Here is a 22557-nt window from a genome sequence, read left to right as displayed (position 1 = left end):
TGTCATTATCTGATGGTTCAGCCCAGCGCTAACTCTCTGGATGTCAGCCTCTCCAGAGGGAACACAACTTGGTTTTGACTCCAACTATTCCAGTAACTTAGTGACCTTGTCAGGTAAATTACCGAGAATAAAATCATTGATGATACTGTCAAAATCCTTATCGCTATTGAAGCCTAACGCGTTGGCATAATGTGCCTCGAAATTCCCAGGCCAGGAGCTGACAATTTTCTCAATCAATGGATCTTGCTGAATTTTAATACGATCAACGGTGGCATCACCCGCAATCCGCCGTAATGCATCAATCATTTGCTGCACCGTGATGGATAACCCTGGCAAATTAATAACCCGGCCAGATTTAAGCTGACGGGCATCCAATTGGTGGCCATGGATCAGATTATTAATCGCCATTTTCGGCGATAACAGCCATAAAGGTGTTTGCGGGCTAACAGGGCAAATCACCTCAACACCTTGTAACGGCTCACGGATAATGCCGCTGGCAAAACTGGAAGCGGCACGGTTTGGTTTACCTGGACGAACAACAATGGTTGGCATTCGCAGGCTACGGCCATCAATAAATCCCCGGCGGCTATAATCTGCCAACAATAAATCATTTAAGGCTTTTTGCGTACCATAGGAACTCTGGGGCGACCACCGATGTTCATCGGGTACGATTGCCGGTAGTTCACCGCCAAATACTGCCACCGAGCTGGTAATAATGACTTTAGGGCAGTGCCCAAGCCGACGGGCCTGTTCCAGTAAACTGCGGGTAGCATCAAAGTTGATACGCATACCTAAATCAAAATCTTCCTCTGCCTGACTGGAGACAATTGCCGCCAGGTGAAAAACCGTGTCAATTTGTTGAGTGAAAACCTGGGCAAGCCATTGCGGATCGGCAATATCACCGCAAAAAACCTGTACCCGTTTATCTGCAATATCCTGAGACACCACATCACAGGCCAGTATCTTACTGATACTGCGCTGATTACCCTGTTGGTCGGTCAGATAGTCCAGTGTCAATAGATGTTCAATCAACCGACGACCAAGAAAGCCTGCCGCCCCTGTTACCATTATCTTCATTATCTATCCTTTATCTGCGTCGTTAGCGGTTCACTGTCTTGGCCGGAACTAAAAATACCAATGCCGCACCAATAAATAGCATGGTGGAAATAATCAGCATCCCGGTAGTGGTACTTTGTGTCAGGTCTTTCAGGTATCCCATCATATAAGGTGCGACAAAACCGGCCAGGTTACCCCAAGAGTTAATCAGGGCGATACCCGCCGCCGCCGCCGTCCCTCCGAGGAAAGCGGTCGGCAAGCTCCAAAATAGTGGCAAGGTACTCAATGCCCCCATTGCTCCCAGGGTTAAACCGATCATGGCAATAACGATGTTGTCACTGAAGCTGGCCGAAATAATCATCCCGATCCCACCCAAGGTGGCGGTTAAGGCCAGATGCCAGCGTCGTTCCCGCAAACGGTCAGCGCTGCGTGATACTACTATCATGGTCAGGGCGGCAGCGGCGTAAGGAATGGCACTCAACAGGCCAATAGTCAGTACGTCTTTCACCCCACTGTCTTTAATCAGTGTCGGTAACCAGAAGCCAATAGTGTAGAAGCCGGCAATCAGGCAGAAATAGATAAGCGTTAGCAGCCAGACTCGGGGTTGTAGGAAGATCTCTTTCAGGCTGCTGTGGACATGATGTTGTGTGTCGTTATCAATGTTGGTTTGTAAGATCTTTTGCTCTTCGTCAGTGAGCCATTTGGCATGACTGATACGGTCAGTCAGTTTAAAAATCACCAAAATACCGATTAAAACTGAGGGAATACCTTCCAGAAGAAACATCCATTGCCAACCGGCAAAGCCATGGAAGCCATTAAAGGCATCCATGATCCAGCCAGATAACGGCGCCCCTATCACGCCGGATAACGGAACGGCGGTGGCGAATAAAGCATACATACGGCCACGACGGTTTGTTGGGAACCAATAAGAAAGATAAAAAATGACGCCGGGATAGAAACCAGCCTCTGCAATCCCCAGTAAGCAGCGCATCACGTAAAATGACATCGGTGTGGTGACAAAAGCCATCCCCGCCGAGATGATGCCCCAGGTGATCATAATGCGTGCAATCCACAAGCGCGCCCCGACACGATGCAGCATCAGGTTACTGGGGATTTCCAGAAAGAAGTAGGCAATAAAGAAGATACCGGCACCGAATCCATACACCGCCTCTGAGAACTGTAAGTCATCCGCCATTTGCAATTTGGCGAAGCCAACATTAACCCGATCCAAATAAGCGACGACATAACACAGCATCAGTAAAGGTAAAATATGCCACGCGGCTTTGCGATAGGCATGATCCTCCGCAGGGACTCGGTTAGGTGTCACTGATTGTTCAGTGGGTGATTCAGACATGATGGAGCCTCTTATTTTAATTATTTGCAGGGAACAAGGTTCAGCGAAAATCCTGTTGGCTATCGCGCTGGCGTTATACAGAAATAGAGGATGTTAATTTTAGTTATTTAATGTTTGATAAAGTTAAAAATAAGGCTTTTCCCAGTAACTAAATGCGATTAAACTCACAACTGTTAACAATAGGTGATGTAAGTAATGTAATGCTTTGATTTAAATTGGATTTAAAATTTAAGTTTTCACAAAAATAAACATTAATTGAGATATAACCAGCGGTAAGCGGGAACAATAGGGTGGAGAGGGAGGTCTCTAATTCAAAGGGCAGGGTATGTCGAAGAGGCAATAATCACCGTACTCCGTCAGCCGGAACGATGATTAGGATGAAACCTGTGCAAGCGTGCTATTCCAAATGGGGCGGGTGGTGGTGGGTTGATCAACATTCAAGTAAACGGTGAGGTTATAACTCGCGAACTGGGTTATCTAATCATTCACTGTTGAATCATCAATGTGAACTGCAACCTCAATCCTCATCAAACCCCGAATTAAACAACTCCATAACTGCTGCCAGTGCTTGGATCTCATCAGGACCAGTGGCTTCAACCTCAATCTGGCGGCCTTTGGCTGAATCCAGCATCAGCAGTGCAATCACACTACTGGCTTCGGCTTCGGTACCACTGTCATTGCGTAACATCACTTCTGCATCAAAACTCTGAACCAGCTCGAACAATTTCATGGCTGGACGGGCATGCATACCCAGCTTGTTCTTGATCTCAACAGTCTGTTTGACAGTCATTATTTACGCTTTTCCAGAGTACGATGGCGTGATTGGACATTCTTACCGCGAGCGCGGAAATAATCTGCCAATTGTTCCGCAACATATACCGAGCGGTGCTTACCACCGGTACAACCAATGGCAACCGTCAGATAACTGCGGTTATTGGTTTCCAACATCGGCAACCATTGTTCCAGATAGCTGCGTGTCTGATAAACGAAGTTATGTACTTCGGTATGGCGATCAAGGAAGGAGATTACCGGTTTATCCAGGCCGGTCATGGGGCGTAATTTCGGGTCCCAGTGCGGGTTTGGCAGAAAACGAACGTCAAAGACATAATCGGCATCAATGGGAAGGCCGTGTTTAAAGCCAAAGGACTCAAATACCATCGTCAACTCACGCTCACGTTTACCCAACAGACGGGTACGCAGCATCTCAGCCAACTCATGTACTGACATTTCAGACGTATCGATAACCAGATCCGCCCGTGAGCGCAGAGGCTCCAGCAGGATACTCTCTTCATCGATAGCACTTTCTAATGACAGATTTTTAGCCGAAAGTGGGTGCAGGCGACGGGTGTCACTATAGCGACGGATCAGGGTATTACGGTCAGCATCCAAAAACAGCAACTGCGGTGAAAAACTGTCTGGCAGTTGAGTCATGGCATGTTCAAATACCTCAGGAGATTCCGGCATATTGCGTACGTCTATGCTCACCGCTGCTGAGATATTCATACCAGCAAGTGTACTCGCCAACTGCGGCAGTAGAACCACGGGCAAATTATCGACGCAATAAAAGCCCATATCTTCTAATGCGCGCAAAGCAACAGACTTTCCTGAACCGGAACGGCCGCTGACAATCATCAGCACCATGTGAGTAACTCCCCTTTATACCCGTCATCTTTCAAGTTGCAGGTGTGTTGGCTGCTTTCGTTCACCCGAATCACTTACCAGTGTAAGCTCATCGGGATTAATGAGCCTCTTTGAGGCTCACCCTGCGGGCTAGCATAAACGGGTCACCGACCGATTTGTCTCTCCCTTGCCGCCTTCCTGAATCTTGAAATCTATTGGGCTATATATTAGAACCCTTTATTCCGGCTACAACAGCCGGGCATAGTGAATAAAACAGACGTGATTTGCCGGATTACGCTATTTCTGGCGGTAATTCAGTCATTATCTGATAAAGCTCATCATCACTCTGTGCCGCCCGTAGACGCCGACACACTGTTTTATCAGCTAATCGCTTGGCCACTAAAGACAATGTGTGTAAGTGAGTTTTACATTGATCTGCCGGTACCAACAAGGCAAATAATAAATCAACTGGTTGGTTATCAATAGCATCGAAGGCAATTGGTTGGTCCAGACGGATAAATACCCCTACCGCACGTAGTGTGTCTTCTTCCAACTTGCCATGGGGTATCGCAATACCACTACCAATACCGGTGCTGCCCATACGCTCGCGGGTCAATACAGCATCGAAAACGACCTGTGAAGGCAAGTTAAGTTGTTTGGCAGCCAACTCGCTGATAATTTCCAAAGCCCGTTTTTTACTTGAGCAATGTACGGAGCTTTTGGTGCACTCGATATTTAATACCGAGCTTAATTGCAATGCTAGATCGTTGATCATCTCATCTTTCACTTAAGCGCTGTTGTATACCTGATACCCACGGTGGAGTGTATTCTCCGCCGCAGGATGAGGTTATGTAGCGAGTGTAGAACCTTATTCGGTGAATAAACAGCCGCAAGGAACCCTAATGTTGTTTCAATTTATCTTTATGTTTGTTCAACTGGCGGGCCAGTTTATCAACCAAAATATCAATTGCGGCGTACATATCCTCCTGCTCTGAGCTTGCATGCAACTCGCCTCCATTCACATGTACCGTTGCTTCTGCAATTTGTTTTATTTTTTCAACACTTAAAACCACATATACCTGGTTAATGCGATCAAAATATTGCTCAAGTTTGGCAAATTTAGTGTTAACAAACTCGCGTAGTGCTTCGGTTATTTCGACATGATGTCCGGTAATATTGAGCTGCATAGTGTCTTCCTTCTCAGTTCAGGTCAAACCAACTGTTTACGCTGATTTGACGGCGGGATGGATAACGACTCTCGGTACTTCGCGACGGTACGGCGTGCCACCATAATGCCTTGTTCACATAATAAAGTGGTCAGCTTACTGTCACTCAGTGGTTTGGCAGGGTTTTCTGCCGCAACCAATTTCTTCACCAGTGCACGAATTGCAGTGGAAGAAGCTTCACCACCACTTTCTGTATTGACGTGACTGGAGAAAAAATATTTCAGCTCGAAAATACCTCGGGGACTGTGCAGGAACTTCTGCGTGGTCACGCGGGATATTGTCGATTCATGCATATCCACGGCTTGGGCAATATCAGCCAGTACCATGGGTTTCATAAATTCGGGCCCATTATCAAAAAATGCCACCTGCTGCTCGACAATGCAACGAGCCACTTTTAGTAGCGTTTCATTGCGGCTTTCAAGGCTTTTTATCAACCATTTGGCTTCTTGCAGATTGCTGCGGATAAATTGCCCGTCGCTATCATTGCGGGTACGGCTACCCATCGCCGCATACTGTTGGTTGATTTTTAGGCGCGGAATGCTATCGGCATTAAGCTCGACCGTCCATTGATCTTTGTCTTTACGCACCAGAACGTCCGGAATGACATACTCAGACTCGCCGGTATTGATGGATTGGCCCGGGCGTGGGTCCAGAGATTGAATCAGGGCGATCGCTGGTTTAAGTGTATCTTCTTTTAGCCGGCTTAAACGGATCATTGTGCGGAAATCATGGTTACCGAGCAAATCCAGATACTCACTGACCACCAGGCGTGCTTCGGCCAGATATGGAGTATCTTTGGCATATTGTGACAGCTGTACCAGCAGGCATTCACGCAAGTTTCGGGCGGCAACACCAATGGGGTCAAAGTGTTGAATTCGTTTAAGTACCGCTTCAACTTCGTCTAGCGCGACGTTCTCATCGCCCATGCTTTCCAGAATATCTTCCAGCGGAACGGTGAGATAGCCCGTTTCATCTACCGCATCAACGATTGAGGTTGCAATGGCAACATCGGTATCTGAGAACGGAGTCAAATCAACTTGCCACATCAGATAATCTTGCAGCGTTTGGGTGGTTTCACCCTGATAGACGGGTAATTCGTCATCACTGTAATCGTTGCCCATACCTGATGGTGTACCTGCGGTATAAATCTCATCCCAGGTGGCATCCAGCGGCAACTCTTCCGGCATCTCTTTCTGTTCCAGTGCCTCACGAGTATCGAGCGATTCACTGTCTATGGTTTCTTTGGCATCTATCTCTTCATGAAGATCCGTTTGCTCAAGCAGGGGGTTACTCTCCAGCGCTAACTGAATCTCCTGCTGGAGTTCAAGCGTAGAAAGCTGCAACAAGCGAATAGCTTGCTGTAGTTGCGGAGTCATTGCCAGTTGTTGGCTGAACTTGAGTTGCAAACCTTGCTTCATAATGCAGTATCAATTTTCCTTAATGGATGACGAAACGACTTACCCGGTGGATCATGCGGTCAGAGGCGGAACTCTTCACCCAGATAAACCCGTTTAACTTGTTCGTCAGCCAAAATTTCCTGTGGTGTACCGTGAGCGATTAAGTGCCCTTGGCTTACAATATAAGCCCGCTCACAAACGTCTAACGTTTCACGCACGTTATGGTCGGTAATCAATACGCCGAGGCCACTATCGCGCAGATGCTCAATGATTTTTTTAATATCAATAACGGAAATGGGGTCAACCCCGGCAAAAGGCTCATCCAGTAGAATAAACTTAGGATTTGCCGCCAGCGCACGGGCTATTTCAACACGACGGCGTTCACCGCCGGACAGTGATTGCCCCAGATTGTCACGTAAATGGGTGATATGGAACTCTTCCATTAATTCCTCAGCCCGTTCCTCCCGCTGTTCAGCAGAAAGATCTTTACGGATCTCCAGCACCGCCATCAGGTTGTTAAATACACTCAGGCGGCGGAAGATTGAGGCTTCTTGTGGTAAATAACCAATCCCGCGACGGGCGCGTTCATGGAGAGGCAAGAGGCTGATATCTTCGTCATCAATCACAATACGCCCGGCGTCACGCTGGACAATGCCGACGACCATATAAAAAGTGGTCGTTTTACCCGCGCCGTTCGGCCCAAGCAAACCCACAATCTCACCGGACTTCACATTCAGACTCACGTCCTCGACCACTTTACGGCCTTTGTACGCCTTAGCCAGCTTTTCTGCGATTAATGTTGCCATAAATGATTACTTACTCTTCTTTTGGCCTGACGCTGCTGGCCCTTTGTCTTGTAATTGGGACGGTAATAACACGGTTGTGACGCGATTGCCTTTGTCACTGAAGGCTTCCATCTGCTGTTTTTTCACCAGATAAGTGATGCGATCCCCTTTGATATTGCTATCAAGCTGCTCCAGATACGCGTCACCCGTCAGCGTTATGAACTCATTAGTAACTTCGTAACGCAATTTTTGGCTGTGTCCTTTTACGGGTTTACCGTTGTCTTGCATCTGGTAGAAGGTTATCGGGTTACCAAAACCTTCAATGAACATTTTGCTTTGATCACCATCTGGACGTGTGATGACCACTTTATCTGCTTTGATCTCAATCGTGCCTTGTTTGATAACCACGTTACCACTAAAGGTGGAGGTGTTTTCCAACATCTTAATGTCTTGTTTATCAGACTTCACTTTAACGGGTTTCTCTGTATCACCCGTTAAAGCAAACGCAGGCAGGCTTGCGGCCAACAGTGAACTGGCAAGCAACAAATGACGAATTTTATTTTTGAATTTCATAAGAGGTTTTAACCTTTTCAATCAGCTCGGCGGTTTTGTCCCGCAAGTTCCCACGCATTTTCATGCCGTTAGATGTGAATCCAACACCAAAGAGGGTAACTTCATCGTCTGAGGATACATCCTGAGTGATCAAATTAACCTGGGCGTTATCGGTTTTGATTTTTTGTAACTGTGCGTCGGCGGTCAGGCTATCAACCTCAACATGCCCATACAAATAAAGCATTTTATCATTGGTCAGCTTGGCGCGATCTGCTCGCACTGTCCAAGTGGCGACAGTATTGTCACCAAATAGGGTCATGACCGGCTTAGTAAACCAGGTCAGTTCTTGGGTGCTGAAATTCTGAACGTTTTCTGCTACCAATTTATAACTCAGTTTCCCGACCGGATTGAAAACGACGGTCACAGTATGCTGACTTTGCGAGGAGGGTTCATCATCAGCTACCACTGTCTGCGTATTCTGCTGATTAAAACCGGACAGATTCCAGCCAATTAATGCCAACGTAATCAGTGCCAGAGATACCGTTATCCATAGTCTTGTTTTACTCATATCGACAATCCTGTGGCACCTTCGAGTTTACCTTGAGCCAATAATATCAAATCACATATCTCGCGTACTGCACCGCGCCCGCCATTGATTCGCGTAACATAATGCGCCTTGGGGATAAGTGACGGATGGGCGTCCGCCACCGCAACAGATAACCCAACTCGCGCCATCACCGGCCAATCAATCAGGTCATCGCCAATATACGCAACCTGCTCGGGCTGGCATTTTAATGCTACCAACAATTCGTTATAGGCTACCAGCTTATCAGATTGCCCCTGATAAAGGTGGGTAATGCCTAAGGTGTTGGCGCGGTGTTCCAGTAATTTGGCGCTGCGCCCAGTAATAATGGCCACTTCAATACCTGAGGTTATCAGGCAGCGGATACCGTAGCCATCACGCACGTTGAAAGCTTTCAGCTCTTCGCCTTGGTTACCCATGTAAATCAGGCCATCGGACATGACACCATCAACATCACAGATCAGCAGGCGAATTTTCCCCGCACGTTGCATAGTGCTGTCGGCTACGGGTCCGTAGCAGGTGTCCAGATATACCATCTTATCCATTTTACCCTTCTTACTTGAATATGCAGCCAGTCGGTCAGACGACTCCGGCCCTTAGCATGTCGTGCATATGCACCACGCCTAACAATTGGTCACCGTCGGCTATCAGTACGGCGGTAATATGACGGGACTCCATCAGGTTAAGTACGTCTACCGCTAACATGGTTGGAGGAACTCGAATTCCGCCACGGGTCATCACATCGGCGATTTTCGCGTTATTCAAATCAATCCCCATATCAAATATCCGGCGTAAATCACCGTCGGTAAAGATACCTTTAATCATCATCAGATCATCACAGATTACGGTTAAACCCAGATTTTTCCGAGTAATCTCCAGTAGGGCATCGCGCAATGATGCGTCAGGACTAACGCGGGGGATACCTGCGCCAGTGTGCATGATATCGCTGATCCGTAATAGCAACTTGCGCCCCAGAGCTCCGCCCGGATGGGAAAGGGCGAAATCTTCCTGAGTGAAGCCTTTGGCTTGTAGCAAGGCAACGGCAAGCGCGTCGCCCATCACTAAGGTGGCAGTCGTGCTGGTGGTGGGGGCCAGCCCCAACGGGCAAGCCTCTTGTGGGACTTTAATGCACAAGTGAATAGTGGCCGCTTTACCCATGCTGCTTTCGGGGTTGTTGCTCATGCAGATCAGCGGAATATTCTGGCGTTTAAGCACCGGGATCAACGCGAGGATTTCGTTAGACTCGCCTGAATTAGAGATGGCTAACACAATATCTTGTGGTGTAACCATACCGAGATCGCCATGACTCGCCTCGCCGGGGTGGACGAAGAATGCCGGAGTACCGGTGCTGGCGAAGGTCGCGGCAATTTTGCAACCAATATGGCCAGACTTGCCCATCCCCATAACCACCACTTTGCCATGGCAGTTAAATATTGCCTCGCAGGCTTTGGCGAAATCGTCATTAATGTATTGATCGAGTTGTGCTAATCCTTCGCGCTCAATGTGTAATACCTGTTTACCCGCCTGCTGGAAATTCATTCCTCGCTGTAAATCGAGATCCGGCTGTAAATCAAAAGTAGACATATTTGGTTCCTGTATGCGGCATTGTCTATGTTATGCCACATTAAATGGCGCGAAAAACAGCATCGCAAGATAAGCGATAAACCCACAAAATAACAGAGCGCCTGCCATATGGCCGATTCGATGTTGACGCCCCAGGCAAAGCAGGGTGAAGATTACACTGACACCGAGCATCACCCAATAATCACGCTGGAAAGCCGCAGGATCGATATCACCGGGAGACAGCAGTGCGGGAACACCTAACACAATAACAATATTGAAAATATTTGAGCCAATGATATTACCGACTGCCATATCATTTTCCCCTTTTAACGCACCGGCGATGAAAGTCGCCAGTTCAGGTAAACTGGTACCAATGGCAATGACTGTCAGGCCGATAATCAGTTCGCTTACCCCAGCGACTCTGGCAATAACTGTGGCGTTGTCGATAATCATTTTGGCCGACAGTGGCAAAATAATAAATGCCAGCACCAACCACAATAAAGCGACGGTATTACTACTGTCCTGTGGTAATTCGGCCAACTGTTCGCGGGTTAGGATGTCATTTCCTTCCGCGTGAGCCAGGTGTGCAATTTTTAGCATCAGAATAATAAAAGCTGCTGCTGCCACCAGCAAAATAACCCCATCCCCACGGCTGAGATGGTTATCTGCCAGCAGAAAACCACACAGCACCGTGACCACTAACATCAAGGGCAGTTCGCGGCGTAAAATCTCTGAGCGAATGGTCAGCGGGCGTATCAGAGCAGCCCCCCCTACAATGAGCAACAGATTGGTAATATTAGAGCCAAGGACATTCCCGACTGCCATATCGGTTTGATTATTCAGTGCTGCAGTCACCGAAACAATTAATTCCGGCAGCGATGTGCCGATACCGACAATGGTCATCCCGATAATGAGTGGGGGGATACCAAAAGAGCGGGATAACACGGCAGCGCCATAGACTAATCGATCAGCACCGTACACTAATAAAACCAAGCCAATAATTAATAGTGTTATCGCAAAAAACATGCAAAGTCCTTTATTAGGTATAATCCCGATCCGTTGGCAGACTCTGTCAATGGGTAACCGATAGCCCGTTGGCAAAAACCATTAAAAACGCGTTACGCTCTTTGTTGGTTAACCCTAATTTTGACTGTGAGCGTCAGAAAAGTAAAACTTATGGCAACTTTGGCGACGAAAAAACGGTAATAAGTTGCCAAATGACTTCCTCATTGTGCTCATTGTCGCCATTTGATGTAGCATTGGCGGCAGATGAGTAACCCAATCCCTAAGGGACGAATGATAATGAACCAACTGGCGTCGAATTTGATAGAGATCCGCGGAATGAGTTTTACTCGTGGTGAGCGTCCGATATTCGCCGATATCAACATGACGGTCCCGCGCGGCAAAGTCACCGCGATTATGGGGCCATCAGGGATTGGTAAAACCACATTGTTGCGCCTGATTGGTGGGCAGCTTGCACCGGATGCAGGTGAAATCTGGTTTGATGGTGATAATATTCCGGCGCTTTCACGTCAGCGTTTGTATGATGTGCGCAAAAAAATGAGCATGCTGTTTCAATCTGGCGCGTTATTCACCGATTTAACCGTATTTGAAAATGTGGCGTTCCCCTTACGTGAGCATAGCCGCTTGCCTGAGGAACTACTGCACAGTACGGTGATGATGAAGCTTGAAGCTGTGGGGTTACGTGGTGCTGCTCATCTGATGCCCGCCGAACTGTCTGGCGGCATGGCTCGCCGTGCGGCGCTGGCACGGGCGATTGCCCTTGATCCTGAATTGATTATGTTTGATGAGCCGTTTGTTGGTCAGGATCCTATTACCATGGGTGTGCTGGTAAAACTGATTGATGAGCTTAATCATGCATTGGGTGTCACTTGTGTGGTGGTTTCTCACGATGTGCCTGAAGTCCTCAGTATTGCAGATTATGCTTATATTGTGGCAGATCAGCATGTTATTGCCGAAGGAACCCCTGAGCAGTTGCAAACCAATGCGGATATGCGGGTACGCCAGTTCCTTGATGGCATTGCTGACGGCCCGGTGCCTTTCCGTTTCCCTGCTGGGGATTATAAAACTGAGCTGTTAGGCTAATAGATGGAGTATTCATGTTAGTACAGACATTAGCGTCTTTAGGTCGCCGGGGCATTAATGTCTGCGCATCCTTTGGTCGCGCAGGTTTAATGCTGTTCAATGCTCTTGTCGGGCGGCCTGAACCGCGAAAACAGTGGCCACTATTAATCAAACAGCTCTATAGCGTTGGGGTACAATCCCTATTGATTATTGTGGTTTCCGGTTTATTTATCGGCATGGTTTTGGGCTTACAGGGCTTTTTGATCCTGACCACCTACAGTGCGGAAGCCAGCCTCGGCATGATGGTGTCTTTGTCACTATTACGTGAGTTAGGCCCGGTGGTGACGGCACTGTTGTTCGCCGGGCGTGCCGGTTCTGCCCTGACGGCTGAAATTGGCTTGATGAAAGCCACTGAGCAGATTTCCAGTCTGGAAATGATGGCCATCGACCCGCTGCGTCGGGTGGTCGCGCCCCGGTTCTGGGCAGGTGTTATCAGCATGCCATTATTAACCGCGATTTTTGTTGCCGTAGGTATCTGGGGCGGTTCTATAGTGGGTGTTGACTGGAAAGGGATCGACGCAGGTTTCTTCTGGTCCGCCATGCAAAATGCCGTTGAGTGGCGTACGGATTTACTGAATTGCCTGATTAAGAGTCTGGTATTTGCCATTACCGTGACCTGGATTGCGCTGTTCAATGGTTATGATGCGATCCCAACGTCTGAAGGGATTAGCCGGGCAACGACCCGTACCGTGGTGCATTCGTCACTGGCGGTATTGGGATTAGATTTTGTGCTGACAGCACTGATGTTTGGGAACTGAGTCGATGCAAACGAAGAAAAGTGAAGTCTGGGTAGGCGTGTTTATATTGATTGCTATCCTGGCGGTCGTATTCCTCTGCCTGAAAGTGGCGGATATCAAATCAGTTGGCAATCAGCCCACTTACCGGATTTACGCAAATTTTGACAATATTGGTGGCCTGAAAACCAATTCGCCGGTCAAAATTGGCGGTGTTGTGGTCGGGCGGGTGGCGGAAATCACGCTGGATACCAAAAACTACAGCCCACGTGTGGCTATCGATATTCAACAACGTTATAACCATATTCCGGATACCAGTTCATTAGCAGTACGGACTTCGGGTTTATTGGGTGAACAGTTCCTGGCGTTGAGTGTCGGTTTTGAAGACCCTGAAATGGGTACCAGTATTTTGAAAGATGGCGGTGTCATCCAAGACACCAAATCTGCCTTGGTACTAGAAGATCTTATCGGTCAGTTCTTGTACAAGAGTGGCGGGGATGGTAATTCTGATACGCCAGCAAGTGAACCGGCAGCCCCAACGGCTGTGGCTCCAACACCGGCAGAAAGTGTACCTGCAACTCAACATCCTTAAGAGGGTATCTGAATGTTTAAACGTCTACTTATGGTTGCGTTGCTGGTGGTTGCTCCACTGGCTAACGCTGTCGATCAAACTAATCCATACCGTCTGATGGATGAAGCTGCGCAAAGAACATTCACGCGTCTGAAGACCGAACAACCGAAGATCAAACAGAACCCAGACTATTTACGGACTATCGTGCGTGAAGAGCTGTTGCCATTCGTTCAAGTTAAATATGCCGGTGCACTGGTGCTCGGTAGTTACTATAAAGCGGCAACACCTGCTCAGCGCGAAGCATACTTCAATGCTTTCAGCCAGTATCTGGAGCAGGCATATGGCCAGGCATTGGCGCTATACCACGGTCAAACCTACGATGTTGCACCCGATCAACCACTGGGTGATGCCAATATCGTGGCTATCCGCGTGACAATCCTGGATCCAAATGGTCGTCCGCCAGTGCGTTTAGATTTCCAATGGCGTAAAAATAGCCAAACCGGTCACTGGCAGGCGTATGACATGATAGCCGAAGGGGTTAGCATGATCAGCACCAAACAGAATGAATGGGCCTCTATCCTGCGTCAGAAAGGTGTTGATGGCTTGACGCAACAGCTGCTGATTGCAGCAAAACAACCGATTACGTTAGATAAACAATAATTATGGCTGATAAACTAAGCTGGCAGTCTCAGCAAGAAACGCTGGTACTCCAAGGTGAATTAGACCGTGAAACGCTGTTGCCCCTGTGGCAACAGCGTGATGCATTGTTGGCCGATAAGACGCATATTGATGTCAGCCAATTACAGCGCGTTGATTCATCTGGTCTGGCATTGCTGGTGCATTTTCGTGAACTGCGGAGCAAGCAGGGTGTCTTACTCACCATTACCGGTGTCAGCGATCGGTTATCTACTCTGATTGAACTATACAATCTCCAGCAAATCATTCCGGTGGAAACGGCCAAAGAATAACCATTGGAATTAAGTTAGCGGCCGCCTATATCCATCCATCGGTCATTCGGCTGCTAGAGCCGCGCTAACAGCGCCCAGTGCTGAGTAAGAAGGGTAAGATAATCAGGCCCCTGTGCGTAATAGCAAAACAGGGGCTTTTCTTTAGTTTCAGAGCAAGCCGTATTCCACTAATATGTTTGGCTGGTTATGCTCCTCTTAAAATAGAATGAATCTTATGGATATTAACGAAATTAAAGACGTGCTGATGAACGCATTGGCACTGCAAGAAGTACATGTTACCGGTGAAGGCAGCCACTTTCAGGTGATTGCGGTGGGCGAGTTGTTTACCGAGATGAGCCGGGTGAAAAAACAGCAGGCTGTGTATGCGCCGCTGATGGAGTATATCGCTGATAACCGTATTCATGCCCTATCCATTAAGGCGTATACGCCGCAAGAATGGCAGCGAGATCGCAAGCTAAACGGCTTTTAATGCTGTTGGCCCATAAACTGTTTAACCCTATCGTTAGCAGTTTTAAGGCGGGCAGTGAATTCGAATTGATAACAGAGAGTGGCCATAATGGATAAATTTCGTGTAGAGGGGCGGACCCGCCTAAGTGGTGAAGTCACTATTTCCGGTGCGAAAAACGCCGCATTGCCCATATTGTTCGCCGCATTATTGGCGGAAGAGCCGGTAGAGTTACAAAACGTCCCAAAGCTCAAAGACATTGATACTACTATCAAATTGCTCAGTCAATTAGGGACTAAAATTGAACGTGCTAGCTCAGGTTCTGTTTTTGTTGATGCCCGTGGTGTTAATGAGTTTTGTGCGCCTTATGATTTAGTGAAAACCATGCGTGCCTCGATCTGGGCGTTAGGGCCGCTGGTGGCGCGTTTTGGTAAAGGGCAAGTTTCCTTACCGGGTGGTTGTGCTATCGGCGCACGCCCGGTTGATTTGCATATTACCGGTTTGGAACAACTAGGTGCTGAAATCAAGCTGGAGGAAGGCTATGTTAAAGCCTCCGTCAATGGCCGCCTGAAAGGCGCGCATATCGTAATGGATAAAGTCAGCGTTGGCGCAACAGTGACCATTATGAGTGCAGCAACCTTGGCGGAAGGTACCACTGTGATTGAGAACGCAGCCCGTGAACCTGAAATTGTCGATACGGCGAATTTCCTGAACACGCTGGGTGCTAAAATCAGTGGTGCAGGTACCGACAAAATTACTATCCAGGGCGTTGCCCGTCTGGGTGGTGGTGTTTATCGTGTGTTGCCTGACCGTATCGAAACCGGGACTTTCCTGGTTGCAGCGGCTGTCTCTGGCGGTAAAGTTATCTGCCGTCAAACTCGCCCTGAAACGCTGGATGCTGTATTGGCCAAGCTACGCGAAGCGGGTGCTGATATTGAGGTCGGCGACGACTGGATAAGCCTTGATATGCATGGGCAGCGGCCTAAAGCGGTTACTATCCGCACTGCGCCACACCCTGGTTTCCCGACGGATATGCAGGCTCAGTTCAGCTTATTGAATTTGGTGGCTGAAGGAACGGGTGTGATCACCGAGACCATTTTTGAGAACCGCTTCATGCATGTACCTGAGCTTATTCGTATGGGTGCACATGCAGAAATCGAGAGCAATACCGTGATTTGCTATGGCGTTGAGCAATTGTCTGGTGCTCAGGTGATGGCAACTGATTTGCGTGCTTCCGCCAGTTTGGTCTTAGCCGGTTGTATTGCTGATGGCGTGACTATTGTAGACCGTATTTATCATATCGACCGTGGTTACGAACGTATCGAAGATAAACTGCGGGCGTTGGGTGCCAAGATTGAGCGAGTGAAGGACGAATAAGTCATCCGCTGAATAGCTGATAAAAAAATGCCAGCCGTTGATATCGGGCTGGCATTTTTTATTGTATTTCAATGATAAGTCAGGGTGTCGGCTGTTGACCAAGCACTTCATTTTGATCTAATTCTGTGATGGTAATCTGTACCGCTATTTGCTGACCGTTACGCAGCAATAAAATCGGAATTATGGTCCCAGGGCGGATTTCTGCTACCTGATCCATGGTTTCTTTCACGGAAGTCGCAGGTTTGTTATTAACGCTAAGAATGATATCACCCACTTGCACATTCGCATGTGCCGCCGGGCCATCGGGCGATATTTTATTCACTTTAATACCGTGGATCCGATCCGCACTGTTGCCATTGGCATTGAATGGAGGGTACTCCCCGCCGGTAATCCCGATATAACCCCGGATCACCCGCCCGTCACGGATCAGTTTTTCCATCACTTTGGTCGCCAGTGCCGTCGGGATAGCAAAACCAATGCCCTCAGGTGTTTCACCGTTGCTGCTTTTATCGAAGGATAACGTATTAATTCCCATCAATTCGCCCAGCGTATTCACCAGTGCACCACCGGAATTACCCTGATTGATTGAGGCATCGGTCTGGAGGAAATTTTGTCGCCCTGAATCACTTAAACCAATGCGCCCGGTGGCACTGATAATCCCCTGAGTCACCGTCTGGCCAAGGTTGTAAGGGTTGCCGATTGCCAGCACCACATCACCAATATGCGGTTCACGATTAATATTGATAGGGATCACCGGCAAATTCACGGCATCAATTTTCAGAACAGCTAAATCAGTCAAATTATCCGAACCTACCAGCAGCGCCTCTGATATTCGGCCATTTTGTAACGCCACAATAATTTGTTCAGCATTATTGATAACGTGCTTATTGGTAAGGATATAGCCCTTATCACTCATGATTACGCCAGAACCCAATGTGCGGATGGCCAGCCCCTCTTGTGTGGAGCTTAGGCTACGGTTATACACATTCACAACCGCAGGTGCGGCTCTGCGTACCGCCTGGTTATAACTGGCGGGGGCCTCTTCATCTAACCTATTGCTGTTACCGGAAAAAAAATGGCCCGGACTGCGGAGCATAGGCATAGCGACCAGCAAAATACCGGCAACAATTAGCCCTAAAATAATAGAACGCAATAGCTTAATAAACATGAGGTTTAAGGCATGAGTAAATGGATGACCGGAGGATAACATGAGTTTGACGGACACAGCATTGTGCTGTGTCCGATTTTTCTACGAATTAGCGTATTAACAGGTAAATATTCTCTTCACCACGCACAATATTCAGTGCAATTACAGCCGGTTTCGCATCAAGAGCTTTCCGCAACTGGGTGATATCCTGAACCCTGACCCGGTTTACGGCAATAATCACATCGTCTTTCTGCAAGCCAGACTGCGCCGCAGGTGAGCCTTTCGTCACGCTCTCAACTTTGACCCCTTTGCTGCCGCCTTTGATTTCACCATTGCTCAACGATGCCCCCTGCAATGATGGAGACAAGGTTTCTGCACTGGTTGAAGTCGGACTGCTGTTTTCCAGCGTCACTGCTACTTCAAGTGGTTTACCATCGCGCAGCAAGCCAACTTTAATGGTTTTACCTGGCCCGGTTGTCCCTACTTTGGCACGTAGCTCAGCGAAGCTGCTGATGGCTTTGCCATCAACGGAAACCAACACGTCGCCCGCTTTGATACCGGCTTTAGCTGCCGCTGATTTTGGTAACACTTCGCTGACGAAGGCACCACGCTGAGCATCAATATTAAAGGCTTTTGCCATGTCAGCGGACATTTCGCTGCCACGGATCCCCAACAGCCCGCGTTTCACCTCACCAAACTCAATCAGTTGCTGGCTAAGGTTTTGCGCCATATTGCTTGGGATGGCAAAGCCGATACCGATGTTCCCGCCGCCAGGCGCCAGGATAGCGGTATTAATGCCAATCAATTCGCCGTTGAGGTTAACCAGCGCACCACCAGAGTTACCACGGTTGATGGAGGCATCGGTCTGGATAAAGTTTTCTAACCCTTCCAGATTCAAGCCACTACGGCCAAGGGCCGAAATAATCCCTGAAGTTGCGGTTTGCCCCAGACCAAATGGGTTACCCACTGCGACGGCAAAATCACCTACCCGCAGATTATCGGAATCTGCCATTTTAATGGCGGTCAGATTTTTAGCATCAATTAGCTGTAATAACGCGATATCGGTTTGTTCATCACGCCCCAGCAGTTTGGCATCATATTCACGACCATCATTGAGCTGCACACGGATTTTATCCGCATTATTGATGACGTGATTATTGGTGAGTACATAGCCTTTTTCAGCATTGATAATAACGCCAGAACCCAGCCCCTCAAATGGACGGTTGCTGTCTTTACCGGTCGGCGCATTCGGGCCAAAGAAGAATTTGAACTCTTCCGGTAAACGTTGTTGCTGTGCCTGAGTGCCTGAAACATGAACGCTGACTACCGCAGGCAACACTTTTTCCAACATAGGTGCCAGGCTCGGAACCGCTTGCCCGGCTACCGCCACGGGAAGTGCTGCTGCGTTCACCATAGGAACGGACGCGAGACCTAAGCCGACACTCATTGCCAGCGCACTAAGGAATAAAGATGTTTTCTTCATTGGTTTAAACTCTCTCATACCTAACGGTGAATGAATAGGGTGGATGGCTGTTACAGGCCCGATGTAAATTCAGACCCTAAGTAAGTTAAAAAATTCACTTATTTCAAAAGGCTACTGCTGTTTTAAAATAAGTATCTTAAGATATCGTTTGATATAAGGTTCGCGGTAGCGCAATTCAAGGAGAGGTAAGTATAGAAGTGTAAATGTACTGACTGCGGTGGCGCGAGGAATACCCCACCGCAGTCAGTTCGTGTTTAATCGCGGGTCTGATGTTCCGGGCGCAATAAGCCCGATGCCCCTTCAGAGTAGTCACGAGGTGGCATTTTAACCGGAGCCTGATCATTATCGGCTTCAGATTCGGTCAGGCGGTAGCGGAACGGGTTATCCTGCAACGGTAAATCTGGTAATAAGTTATTGGAGCTTTTCGCCATATGCTGATAAAGCTGACGATAGTCTCGAGCCATATTATCCAGCAATTCAGCACTGCGGGCAAAGTGCCCAACCAGTTCCTGACGATATTCTTCCAAATCTGTTTTGCTCTTCTCCAGCTCATTTTGCAGCACTTGCTGCTGACGCAATTTGCGGTTGCCAAAGCGCATAGCCACTGCGCCAATCACAATACCCACAACCAACCCAATAAGCGCATACTCCCAGGTCATGATGACTCCTTGTTTGACTTCATTGTTCAGCAGGACTTTTTCACTTAATAATACCCACTATAACCGTTAACCTTGTCTGAGTGGAATCCTGATGCAACTTTGGCTAAGGTTATCAGGTTTCTTTCGTCGTAGCAGAGTCGGTAAATGCTACGATTGTCCGATAAATCAGCAAGAAAGCGTCGCTAAAAGTAGATAACTATTTTATCAGGGATTGTTGATAAACATGCAACCAAGTACACCAACCGCGCTTTACCAGCAGGCACTTGATGCCGGTGACTACCAACCTGACGATGTACAACGGCGTGCGGTGGCACGACTGGATACGATTTATCAGGCATTGAATCAACAGCTAAGCACGCCACCGGCCCGTGCGGGTTTGCGTGGGCGGCTGAGCCGTTTGATCGTTCGAACGGCCCCACGTAGCGCGATACGCCCGGTTCAGGGGTTATATATGTGGGGCGGTGTCGGGCGCGGAAAAACCTGGCTGATGGACTTGTTTTTCCACAGTTTACCCAGTGAACGCAAGCTTAGACTGCATTTTCACCGTTTTATGTTGCGGGTACATCAAGAGTTGACTGAGTTGCAAGGCCATGAAAATCCATTGGAAATCGTTGCCGATGGTTTCAAAGCTCAGACCGATGTGCTGTGTTTTGACGAGTTCTTTGTCTCGGATATTACCGATGCAATGTTGCTGGCAACATTATTGCAGGCGTTATTCGCCCAGGGTATCACGTTGGTCGCTACATCCAATATCCCGCCCGATAATTTGTATCATAACGGTTTACAGCGTGCTCGTTTCTTGCCTGCCATTGAGTTAATTAAGCAATATTGCGACGTGATGAATGTTGATGCCGGTATTGACTACCGTTTGCGCACTTTGACTCAGGCTAATCTTTACCTGACACCGCTGAATTCACAAACTGAGCAGGCCATGGAGGATATTTTTGTCAAACTGGCCGGTAACGATGGGGATAAAGGGCAAGTACTGGAAGTGAATCATCGGCCATTGCCCGCTATCTGCTCAGCACAGGGGGTTCTGGCGGTGGATTTTCACACTTTGTGTGAAGAAGCACGCAGTCAACTGGATTACATTGCGCTGTCTCGACTCTATCACACGGTATTGCTGCACAACGTCCATCGTATGGAGACGCGGGATGAGAATACCGCCCGACGTTTTCTGGCCTTGGTCGATGAGTTTTATGAACGGCGGGTGAAATTGATTATTGCGGCAGACGTCTCGATGTTCAAGATTTATGGTGGTGAGCGCCTTAAATTCGAATATCAGCGCTGTTTGTCGCGGTTACAAGAAATGCAAAGTGAAGAGTATCTCTCTTTACCGCACCTGCCATAAACAGGCCAGTGATGTGAACGCGGTTGGCCGCGGTGAGGCCATGGATGGGTCGAGTAACGAGGGTCGCTAACCCCCTTTTAGCTTCAAATACAAAGGGTATATTCACTTTTTACTCATAGAAATGCTATTCTATTGGGGGCGATTTTCCTTCGTCCTTATCTAACATGTTTAATTTATGCCTTTCTCGTCAAAAACAGTTCGATTTTTAACGTCGACTTCTCTATAATCTTGCGACCCCACGTTACAACAAAGTTTTTTTCCCAAAAACTTTGATAGTGCCGGCATTGGCTATTCGAAGGGGTAGGTTTGCTGGACTGATGGTCGTGTGAGCCTCAACTGTTTTTGAACGTTTGGGTGTTCACCAACGTGTAACTTATTAATTGGGTAAGCTTTTATAATGAAAACTTTCACAGCGAAACCAGAAACTGTAAAACGTGACTGGTATGTTGTTGACGCGAACGGTAAGACCTTAGGTCGCCTCGCTACTGAACTGGCTAGTCGCCTACGCGGCAAGCACAAGGCGGAATACACCCCGCACGTTGATACTGGTGATTACATCATCGTTCTGAACGCAGAAAAAGTTGCTGTAACCGGTAACAAGCGTACAGACAAGATTTATTACCGTCATACCGGCTACGTCGGTGGTATCAAACAAGCGACCTTTGAAGAGATGATTGCCCGCAGTCCTGAGCGTGTGATTGAAATCGCGGTTAAAGGCATGCTGCCGAAGGGTCCGCTGGGCCGTGCAATGTTTCGTAAACTTAAAGTTTACGCAGGTACTGAGCACAATCATGCGGCGCAGCAACCGCAAGTTCTGGACATTTAATCGGGATTATGGCAATGGCTGAAAATCAATACTACGGCACTGGTCGCCGCAAAAGTTCTGCTGCACGCGTTTTTCTTAAGCCGGGTAGCGGTAATATCGTTATTAACCAACGTAGCATCGAAGAGTACTTCGGTCGTGAAACTGGCCGTATGGTTGTTATGCAACCGCTCGTACTGCTAGATATGGTTAGCAAGTTTGACATGTACATCACTGTTAAAGGTGGTGGTATTTCTGGTCAAGCTGGTGCTATCCGTCACGGTATTACCCGTGCACTGATGGAATATGACGAGACTCTGCGCCCAGAACTGCGTAAAGCGGGCTTCGTAACGCGTGATGCGCGTGAAGTTGAGCGTAAGAAAGTGGGTCTGCGGAAAGCACGTCGCCGTCCACAGTTCTCCAAACGTTAATTTTTTGCCTTTACGGCATCAGATTAATGGTAAAAACCCGGTGTTTCACCGGGTTTTTTTATACCTAAAAAATACCCTCCCGCCATGTGATTCATTATATTTTTGCTGCTAAACCGTTGTCAGATAAACAATTGATCACGAAATCGCAGTACCATCCCCACAAAACATGCAAAATCTGGTAAACTATCACTCACTTTTGTGCCTGTTCGGCGAACTGTTGGCGTCCGTGTATCTCCCCTGGCTGAATGATTATCTCGACCAAGGCTTATTTACGGCAGCAGCTGTTGAGATAACGAACCGGCGGTAAA

At 48.1% G+C, this 22557-nt stretch carries 26 protein-coding genes; 10 read left to right on the top strand and 16 right to left on the bottom strand.

Annotated features, from left to right (window positions below; genetic code table 11):
* Nucleotides 1-84: 84 nt before the first annotated feature.
* The 13 genes from denD to AEP37_RS09095 form a co-directional block, all read right to left on the bottom strand.
* Nucleotides 85-1077: a D-erythronate dehydrogenase gene (denD, locus tag AEP37_RS09155; RefSeq protein ID WP_049612578.1), complete on the bottom strand. Its 993-nt coding sequence runs from the start codon at nt 1075-1077 to the stop codon at nt 85-87.
* A 22-nt stretch (nt 1078-1099) separates the two neighbouring features.
* On the bottom strand, nt 1100-2410 hold the full coding sequence (locus AEP37_RS09150) for an MFS transporter (protein WP_049612576.1): 1311 nt from the start codon (nt 2408-2410) through the stop codon (nt 1100-1102).
* Nucleotides 2411-2927: 517 nt separating this feature from the next.
* On the bottom strand, nt 2928-3200 hold the full coding sequence (gene npr, locus AEP37_RS09145; protein WP_049612575.1) for a PTS phosphocarrier protein NPr: 273 nt from the start codon (nt 3198-3200) through the stop codon (nt 2928-2930).
* Complete coding sequence (rapZ, locus tag AEP37_RS09140) at nt 3200-4051, bottom strand: RNase adapter RapZ (RefSeq protein WP_049612573.1); 852 nt, start codon at nt 4049-4051, stop codon at nt 3200-3202. Before rapZ ends, npr begins: the two co-directional genes overlap by 1 nt.
* A gap of 271 nt (nt 4052-4322) precedes the next feature.
* Complete coding sequence (gene ptsN, locus AEP37_RS09135) at nt 4323-4805, bottom strand: PTS IIA-like nitrogen regulatory protein PtsN (RefSeq protein ID WP_049612652.1); 483 nt, start codon at nt 4803-4805, stop codon at nt 4323-4325.
* A 124-nt stretch (nt 4806-4929) separates the two neighbouring features.
* Nucleotides 4930-5217: a ribosome hibernation promoting factor gene (gene hpf, locus AEP37_RS09130; protein ID WP_049612571.1), complete on the bottom strand. Its 288-nt coding sequence runs from the start codon at nt 5215-5217 to the stop codon at nt 4930-4932.
* A 23-nt stretch (nt 5218-5240) separates the two neighbouring features.
* A complete protein-coding gene (gene rpoN / locus AEP37_RS09125) occupies nt 5241-6674 on the bottom strand; it encodes an RNA polymerase factor sigma-54 (protein ID WP_049612569.1) in 1434 nt (477 codons plus the stop codon).
* A 59-nt stretch (nt 6675-6733) separates the two neighbouring features.
* The gene (gene lptB / locus AEP37_RS09120) at nt 6734-7459 is read right to left on the bottom strand and encodes an LPS export ABC transporter ATP-binding protein (RefSeq protein WP_049612566.1); all 726 of its coding nucleotides are present in this window, start codon (nt 7457-7459) and stop codon (nt 6734-6736) included.
* 6 nt (nt 7460-7465) lie between these two features.
* On the bottom strand, nt 7466-8011 hold the full coding sequence (gene lptA / locus AEP37_RS09115; protein ID WP_049612564.1) for a lipopolysaccharide ABC transporter substrate-binding protein LptA: 546 nt from the start codon (nt 8009-8011) through the stop codon (nt 7466-7468).
* The gene (lptC, locus tag AEP37_RS09110; protein ID WP_049612562.1) at nt 7995-8558 is read right to left on the bottom strand and encodes an LPS export ABC transporter periplasmic protein LptC; all 564 of its coding nucleotides are present in this window, start codon (nt 8556-8558) and stop codon (nt 7995-7997) included. The genes lptA and lptC overlap by 17 nt, the downstream gene beginning before the upstream one ends.
* The gene (kdsC, locus tag AEP37_RS09105) at nt 8555-9118 is read right to left on the bottom strand and encodes a 3-deoxy-manno-octulosonate-8-phosphatase KdsC (RefSeq protein ID WP_049612560.1); all 564 of its coding nucleotides are present in this window, start codon (nt 9116-9118) and stop codon (nt 8555-8557) included. Before kdsC ends, lptC begins: the two co-directional genes overlap by 4 nt.
* Before the next feature lie 34 nt (nt 9119-9152).
* Nucleotides 9153-10157: an arabinose-5-phosphate isomerase KdsD gene (gene kdsD, locus AEP37_RS09100; RefSeq protein WP_049612558.1), complete on the bottom strand. Its 1005-nt coding sequence runs from the start codon at nt 10155-10157 to the stop codon at nt 9153-9155.
* A gap of 30 nt (nt 10158-10187) precedes the next feature.
* Nucleotides 10188-11162, bottom strand: a complete 975-nt coding sequence (locus AEP37_RS09095; RefSeq protein WP_049612556.1) for a calcium/sodium antiporter — start codon at nt 11160-11162, stop codon at nt 10188-10190.
* A 276-nt stretch (nt 11163-11438) separates the two neighbouring features.
* Here AEP37_RS09095 and mlaF point away from each other — a divergent pair, with 276 nt between their 5' ends.
* The 7 genes from mlaF (at nt 11439) to murA (ending at nt 16376) form a co-directional block, all read left to right on the top strand.
* Nucleotides 11439-12242, top strand: a complete 804-nt coding sequence (gene mlaF / locus AEP37_RS09090) for a phospholipid ABC transporter ATP-binding protein MlaF (RefSeq protein ID WP_049612554.1) — start codon at nt 11439-11441, stop codon at nt 12240-12242.
* A 14-nt stretch (nt 12243-12256) separates the two neighbouring features.
* Nucleotides 12257-13039: a lipid asymmetry maintenance ABC transporter permease subunit MlaE gene (mlaE, locus tag AEP37_RS09085; RefSeq protein ID WP_049612553.1), complete on the top strand. Its 783-nt coding sequence runs from the start codon at nt 12257-12259 to the stop codon at nt 13037-13039.
* A gap of 4 nt (nt 13040-13043) precedes the next feature.
* The gene (gene mlaD / locus AEP37_RS09080) at nt 13044-13607 is read left to right on the top strand and encodes an outer membrane lipid asymmetry maintenance protein MlaD (RefSeq protein WP_049612551.1); all 564 of its coding nucleotides are present in this window, start codon (nt 13044-13046) and stop codon (nt 13605-13607) included.
* Between the two features lie 12 nt (nt 13608-13619).
* Nucleotides 13620-14246, top strand: coding sequence for a phospholipid-binding protein MlaC (gene mlaC / locus AEP37_RS09075; RefSeq protein ID WP_049612549.1), 627 nt, complete (start codon nt 13620-13622; stop codon nt 14244-14246).
* 2 nt (nt 14247-14248) lie between these two features.
* The gene (mlaB, locus tag AEP37_RS09070) at nt 14249-14554 is read left to right on the top strand and encodes a lipid asymmetry maintenance protein MlaB (protein ID WP_049612547.1); all 306 of its coding nucleotides are present in this window, start codon (nt 14249-14251) and stop codon (nt 14552-14554) included.
* Nucleotides 14555-14768: 214 nt separating this feature from the next.
* Nucleotides 14769-15023, top strand: coding sequence for a BolA family iron metabolism protein IbaG (gene ibaG / locus AEP37_RS09065; protein WP_049612546.1), 255 nt, complete (start codon nt 14769-14771; stop codon nt 15021-15023).
* Nucleotides 15024-15110: 87 nt separating this feature from the next.
* Nucleotides 15111-16376 carry a UDP-N-acetylglucosamine 1-carboxyvinyltransferase gene (murA, locus tag AEP37_RS09060; RefSeq protein WP_049612544.1) on the top strand — a complete coding sequence of 422 codons (1266 nt, stop codon included), beginning with the start codon at nt 15111-15113 and terminating at the stop codon, nt 16374-16376.
* A 79-nt stretch (nt 16377-16455) separates the two neighbouring features.
* Here murA and degS read toward each other — a convergent pair whose 3' ends face one another.
* The 3 genes from degS to zapG form a co-directional block, all read right to left on the bottom strand.
* On the bottom strand, nt 16456-17544 hold the full coding sequence (gene degS, locus AEP37_RS09055; RefSeq protein WP_049612542.1) for an outer membrane-stress sensor serine endopeptidase DegS: 1089 nt from the start codon (nt 17542-17544) through the stop codon (nt 16456-16458).
* Nucleotides 17545-17632: 88 nt separating this feature from the next.
* Nucleotides 17633-19006 carry a serine endoprotease DegQ gene (gene degQ / locus AEP37_RS09050; RefSeq protein ID WP_049612540.1) on the bottom strand — a complete coding sequence of 458 codons (1374 nt, stop codon included), beginning with the start codon at nt 19004-19006 and terminating at the stop codon, nt 17633-17635.
* 254 nt (nt 19007-19260) lie between these two features.
* Nucleotides 19261-19665, bottom strand: coding sequence for a Z-ring associated protein ZapG (gene zapG / locus AEP37_RS09045; protein WP_004714934.1), 405 nt, complete (start codon nt 19663-19665; stop codon nt 19261-19263).
* Between the two features lie 223 nt (nt 19666-19888).
* Between zapG and zapE the strand changes: the two genes are divergently transcribed.
* The 3 genes from zapE (at nt 19889) to rpsI (ending at nt 22249) form a co-directional block, all read left to right on the top strand.
* Nucleotides 19889-21016, top strand: a complete 1128-nt coding sequence (gene zapE / locus AEP37_RS09040) for a cell division protein ZapE (protein ID WP_049612538.1) — start codon at nt 19889-19891, stop codon at nt 21014-21016.
* 397 nt (nt 21017-21413) lie between these two features.
* Nucleotides 21414-21842 carry a 50S ribosomal protein L13 gene (gene rplM / locus AEP37_RS09035; RefSeq protein WP_049612536.1) on the top strand — a complete coding sequence of 143 codons (429 nt, stop codon included), beginning with the start codon at nt 21414-21416 and terminating at the stop codon, nt 21840-21842.
* A 14-nt stretch (nt 21843-21856) separates the two neighbouring features.
* Entirely contained in the window at nt 21857-22249 is a 393-nt protein-coding gene (rpsI, locus tag AEP37_RS09030) for a 30S ribosomal protein S9 (protein ID WP_049612534.1), read from the top strand.
* Nucleotides 22250-22557 lie beyond the last annotated feature (308 nt).

Origin of the sequence: Yersinia pekkanenii (assembly GCF_001152565.1) — a bacterium.
In the GTDB taxonomy this organism is placed as follows: domain Bacteria; phylum Pseudomonadota; class Gammaproteobacteria; order Enterobacterales; family Enterobacteriaceae; genus Yersinia; species Yersinia pekkanenii.
This window is presented reverse-complemented; position numbering and strand designations above follow the sequence as displayed.

Excerpts from the sequence above, each read along its gene's own strand:
- denD (WP_049612578.1), bottom strand. The coding sequence starts at position 1,077 with ATGAAGATAATGGTAACAGGGGCGGCAGGCTTTCTTGGTCGTCGGTTG.
- AEP37_RS09150 (WP_049612576.1), bottom strand. The coding sequence starts at position 2,410 with ATGTCTGAATCACCCACTGAACAATCAGTGACACCTAACCGAGTCCCT.
- npr (WP_049612575.1), bottom strand. The coding sequence starts at position 3,200 with ATGACTGTCAAACAGACTGTTGAGATCAAGAACAAGCTGGGTATGCAT.
- rapZ (WP_049612573.1), bottom strand. The coding sequence starts at position 4,051 with ATGGTGCTGATGATTGTCAGCGGCCGTTCCGGTTCAGGAAAGTCTGTT.
- ptsN (WP_049612652.1), bottom strand. The coding sequence starts at position 4,805 with ATGATCAACGATCTAGCATTGCAATTAAGCTCGGTATTAAATATCGAG.
- hpf (WP_049612571.1), bottom strand. The coding sequence starts at position 5,217 with ATGCAGCTCAATATTACCGGACATCATGTCGAAATAACCGAAGCACTA.
- rpoN (WP_049612569.1), bottom strand. The coding sequence starts at position 6,674 with ATGAAGCAAGGTTTGCAACTCAAGTTCAGCCAACAACTGGCAATGACT.
- lptB (WP_049612566.1), bottom strand. The coding sequence starts at position 7,459 with ATGGCAACATTAATCGCAGAAAAGCTGGCTAAGGCGTACAAAGGCCGT.
- lptA (WP_049612564.1), bottom strand. The coding sequence starts at position 8,011 with ATGAAATTCAAAAATAAAATTCGTCATTTGTTGCTTGCCAGTTCACTG.
- lptC (WP_049612562.1), bottom strand. The coding sequence starts at position 8,558 with ATGAGTAAAACAAGACTATGGATAACGGTATCTCTGGCACTGATTACG.
- kdsC (WP_049612560.1), bottom strand. The coding sequence starts at position 9,118 with ATGGATAAGATGGTATATCTGGACACCTGCTACGGACCCGTAGCCGAC.
- kdsD (WP_049612558.1), bottom strand. The coding sequence starts at position 10,157 with ATGTCTACTTTTGATTTACAGCCGGATCTCGATTTACAGCGAGGAATG.
- AEP37_RS09095 (WP_049612556.1), bottom strand. The coding sequence starts at position 11,162 with ATGTTTTTTGCGATAACACTATTAATTATTGGCTTGGTTTTATTAGTG.
- mlaF (WP_049612554.1), top strand. The coding sequence starts at position 11,439 with ATGAACCAACTGGCGTCGAATTTGATAGAGATCCGCGGAATGAGTTTT.
- mlaE (WP_049612553.1), top strand. The coding sequence starts at position 12,257 with ATGTTAGTACAGACATTAGCGTCTTTAGGTCGCCGGGGCATTAATGTC.
- mlaD (WP_049612551.1), top strand. The coding sequence starts at position 13,044 with ATGCAAACGAAGAAAAGTGAAGTCTGGGTAGGCGTGTTTATATTGATT.
- mlaC (WP_049612549.1), top strand. The coding sequence starts at position 13,620 with ATGTTTAAACGTCTACTTATGGTTGCGTTGCTGGTGGTTGCTCCACTG.
- mlaB (WP_049612547.1), top strand. The coding sequence starts at position 14,249 with ATGGCTGATAAACTAAGCTGGCAGTCTCAGCAAGAAACGCTGGTACTC.
- ibaG (WP_049612546.1), top strand. The coding sequence starts at position 14,769 with ATGGATATTAACGAAATTAAAGACGTGCTGATGAACGCATTGGCACTG.
- murA (WP_049612544.1), top strand. The coding sequence starts at position 15,111 with ATGGATAAATTTCGTGTAGAGGGGCGGACCCGCCTAAGTGGTGAAGTC.
- degS (WP_049612542.1), bottom strand. The coding sequence starts at position 17,544 with ATGTTTATTAAGCTATTGCGTTCTATTATTTTAGGGCTAATTGTTGCC.
- degQ (WP_049612540.1), bottom strand. The coding sequence starts at position 19,006 with ATGAAGAAAACATCTTTATTCCTTAGTGCGCTGGCAATGAGTGTCGGC.
- zapG (WP_004714934.1), bottom strand. The coding sequence starts at position 19,665 with ATGACCTGGGAGTATGCGCTTATTGGGTTGGTTGTGGGTATTGTGATT.
- zapE (WP_049612538.1), top strand. The coding sequence starts at position 19,889 with ATGCAACCAAGTACACCAACCGCGCTTTACCAGCAGGCACTTGATGCC.
- rplM (WP_049612536.1), top strand. The coding sequence starts at position 21,414 with ATGAAAACTTTCACAGCGAAACCAGAAACTGTAAAACGTGACTGGTAT.
- rpsI (WP_049612534.1), top strand. The coding sequence starts at position 21,857 with ATGGCTGAAAATCAATACTACGGCACTGGTCGCCGCAAAAGTTCTGCT.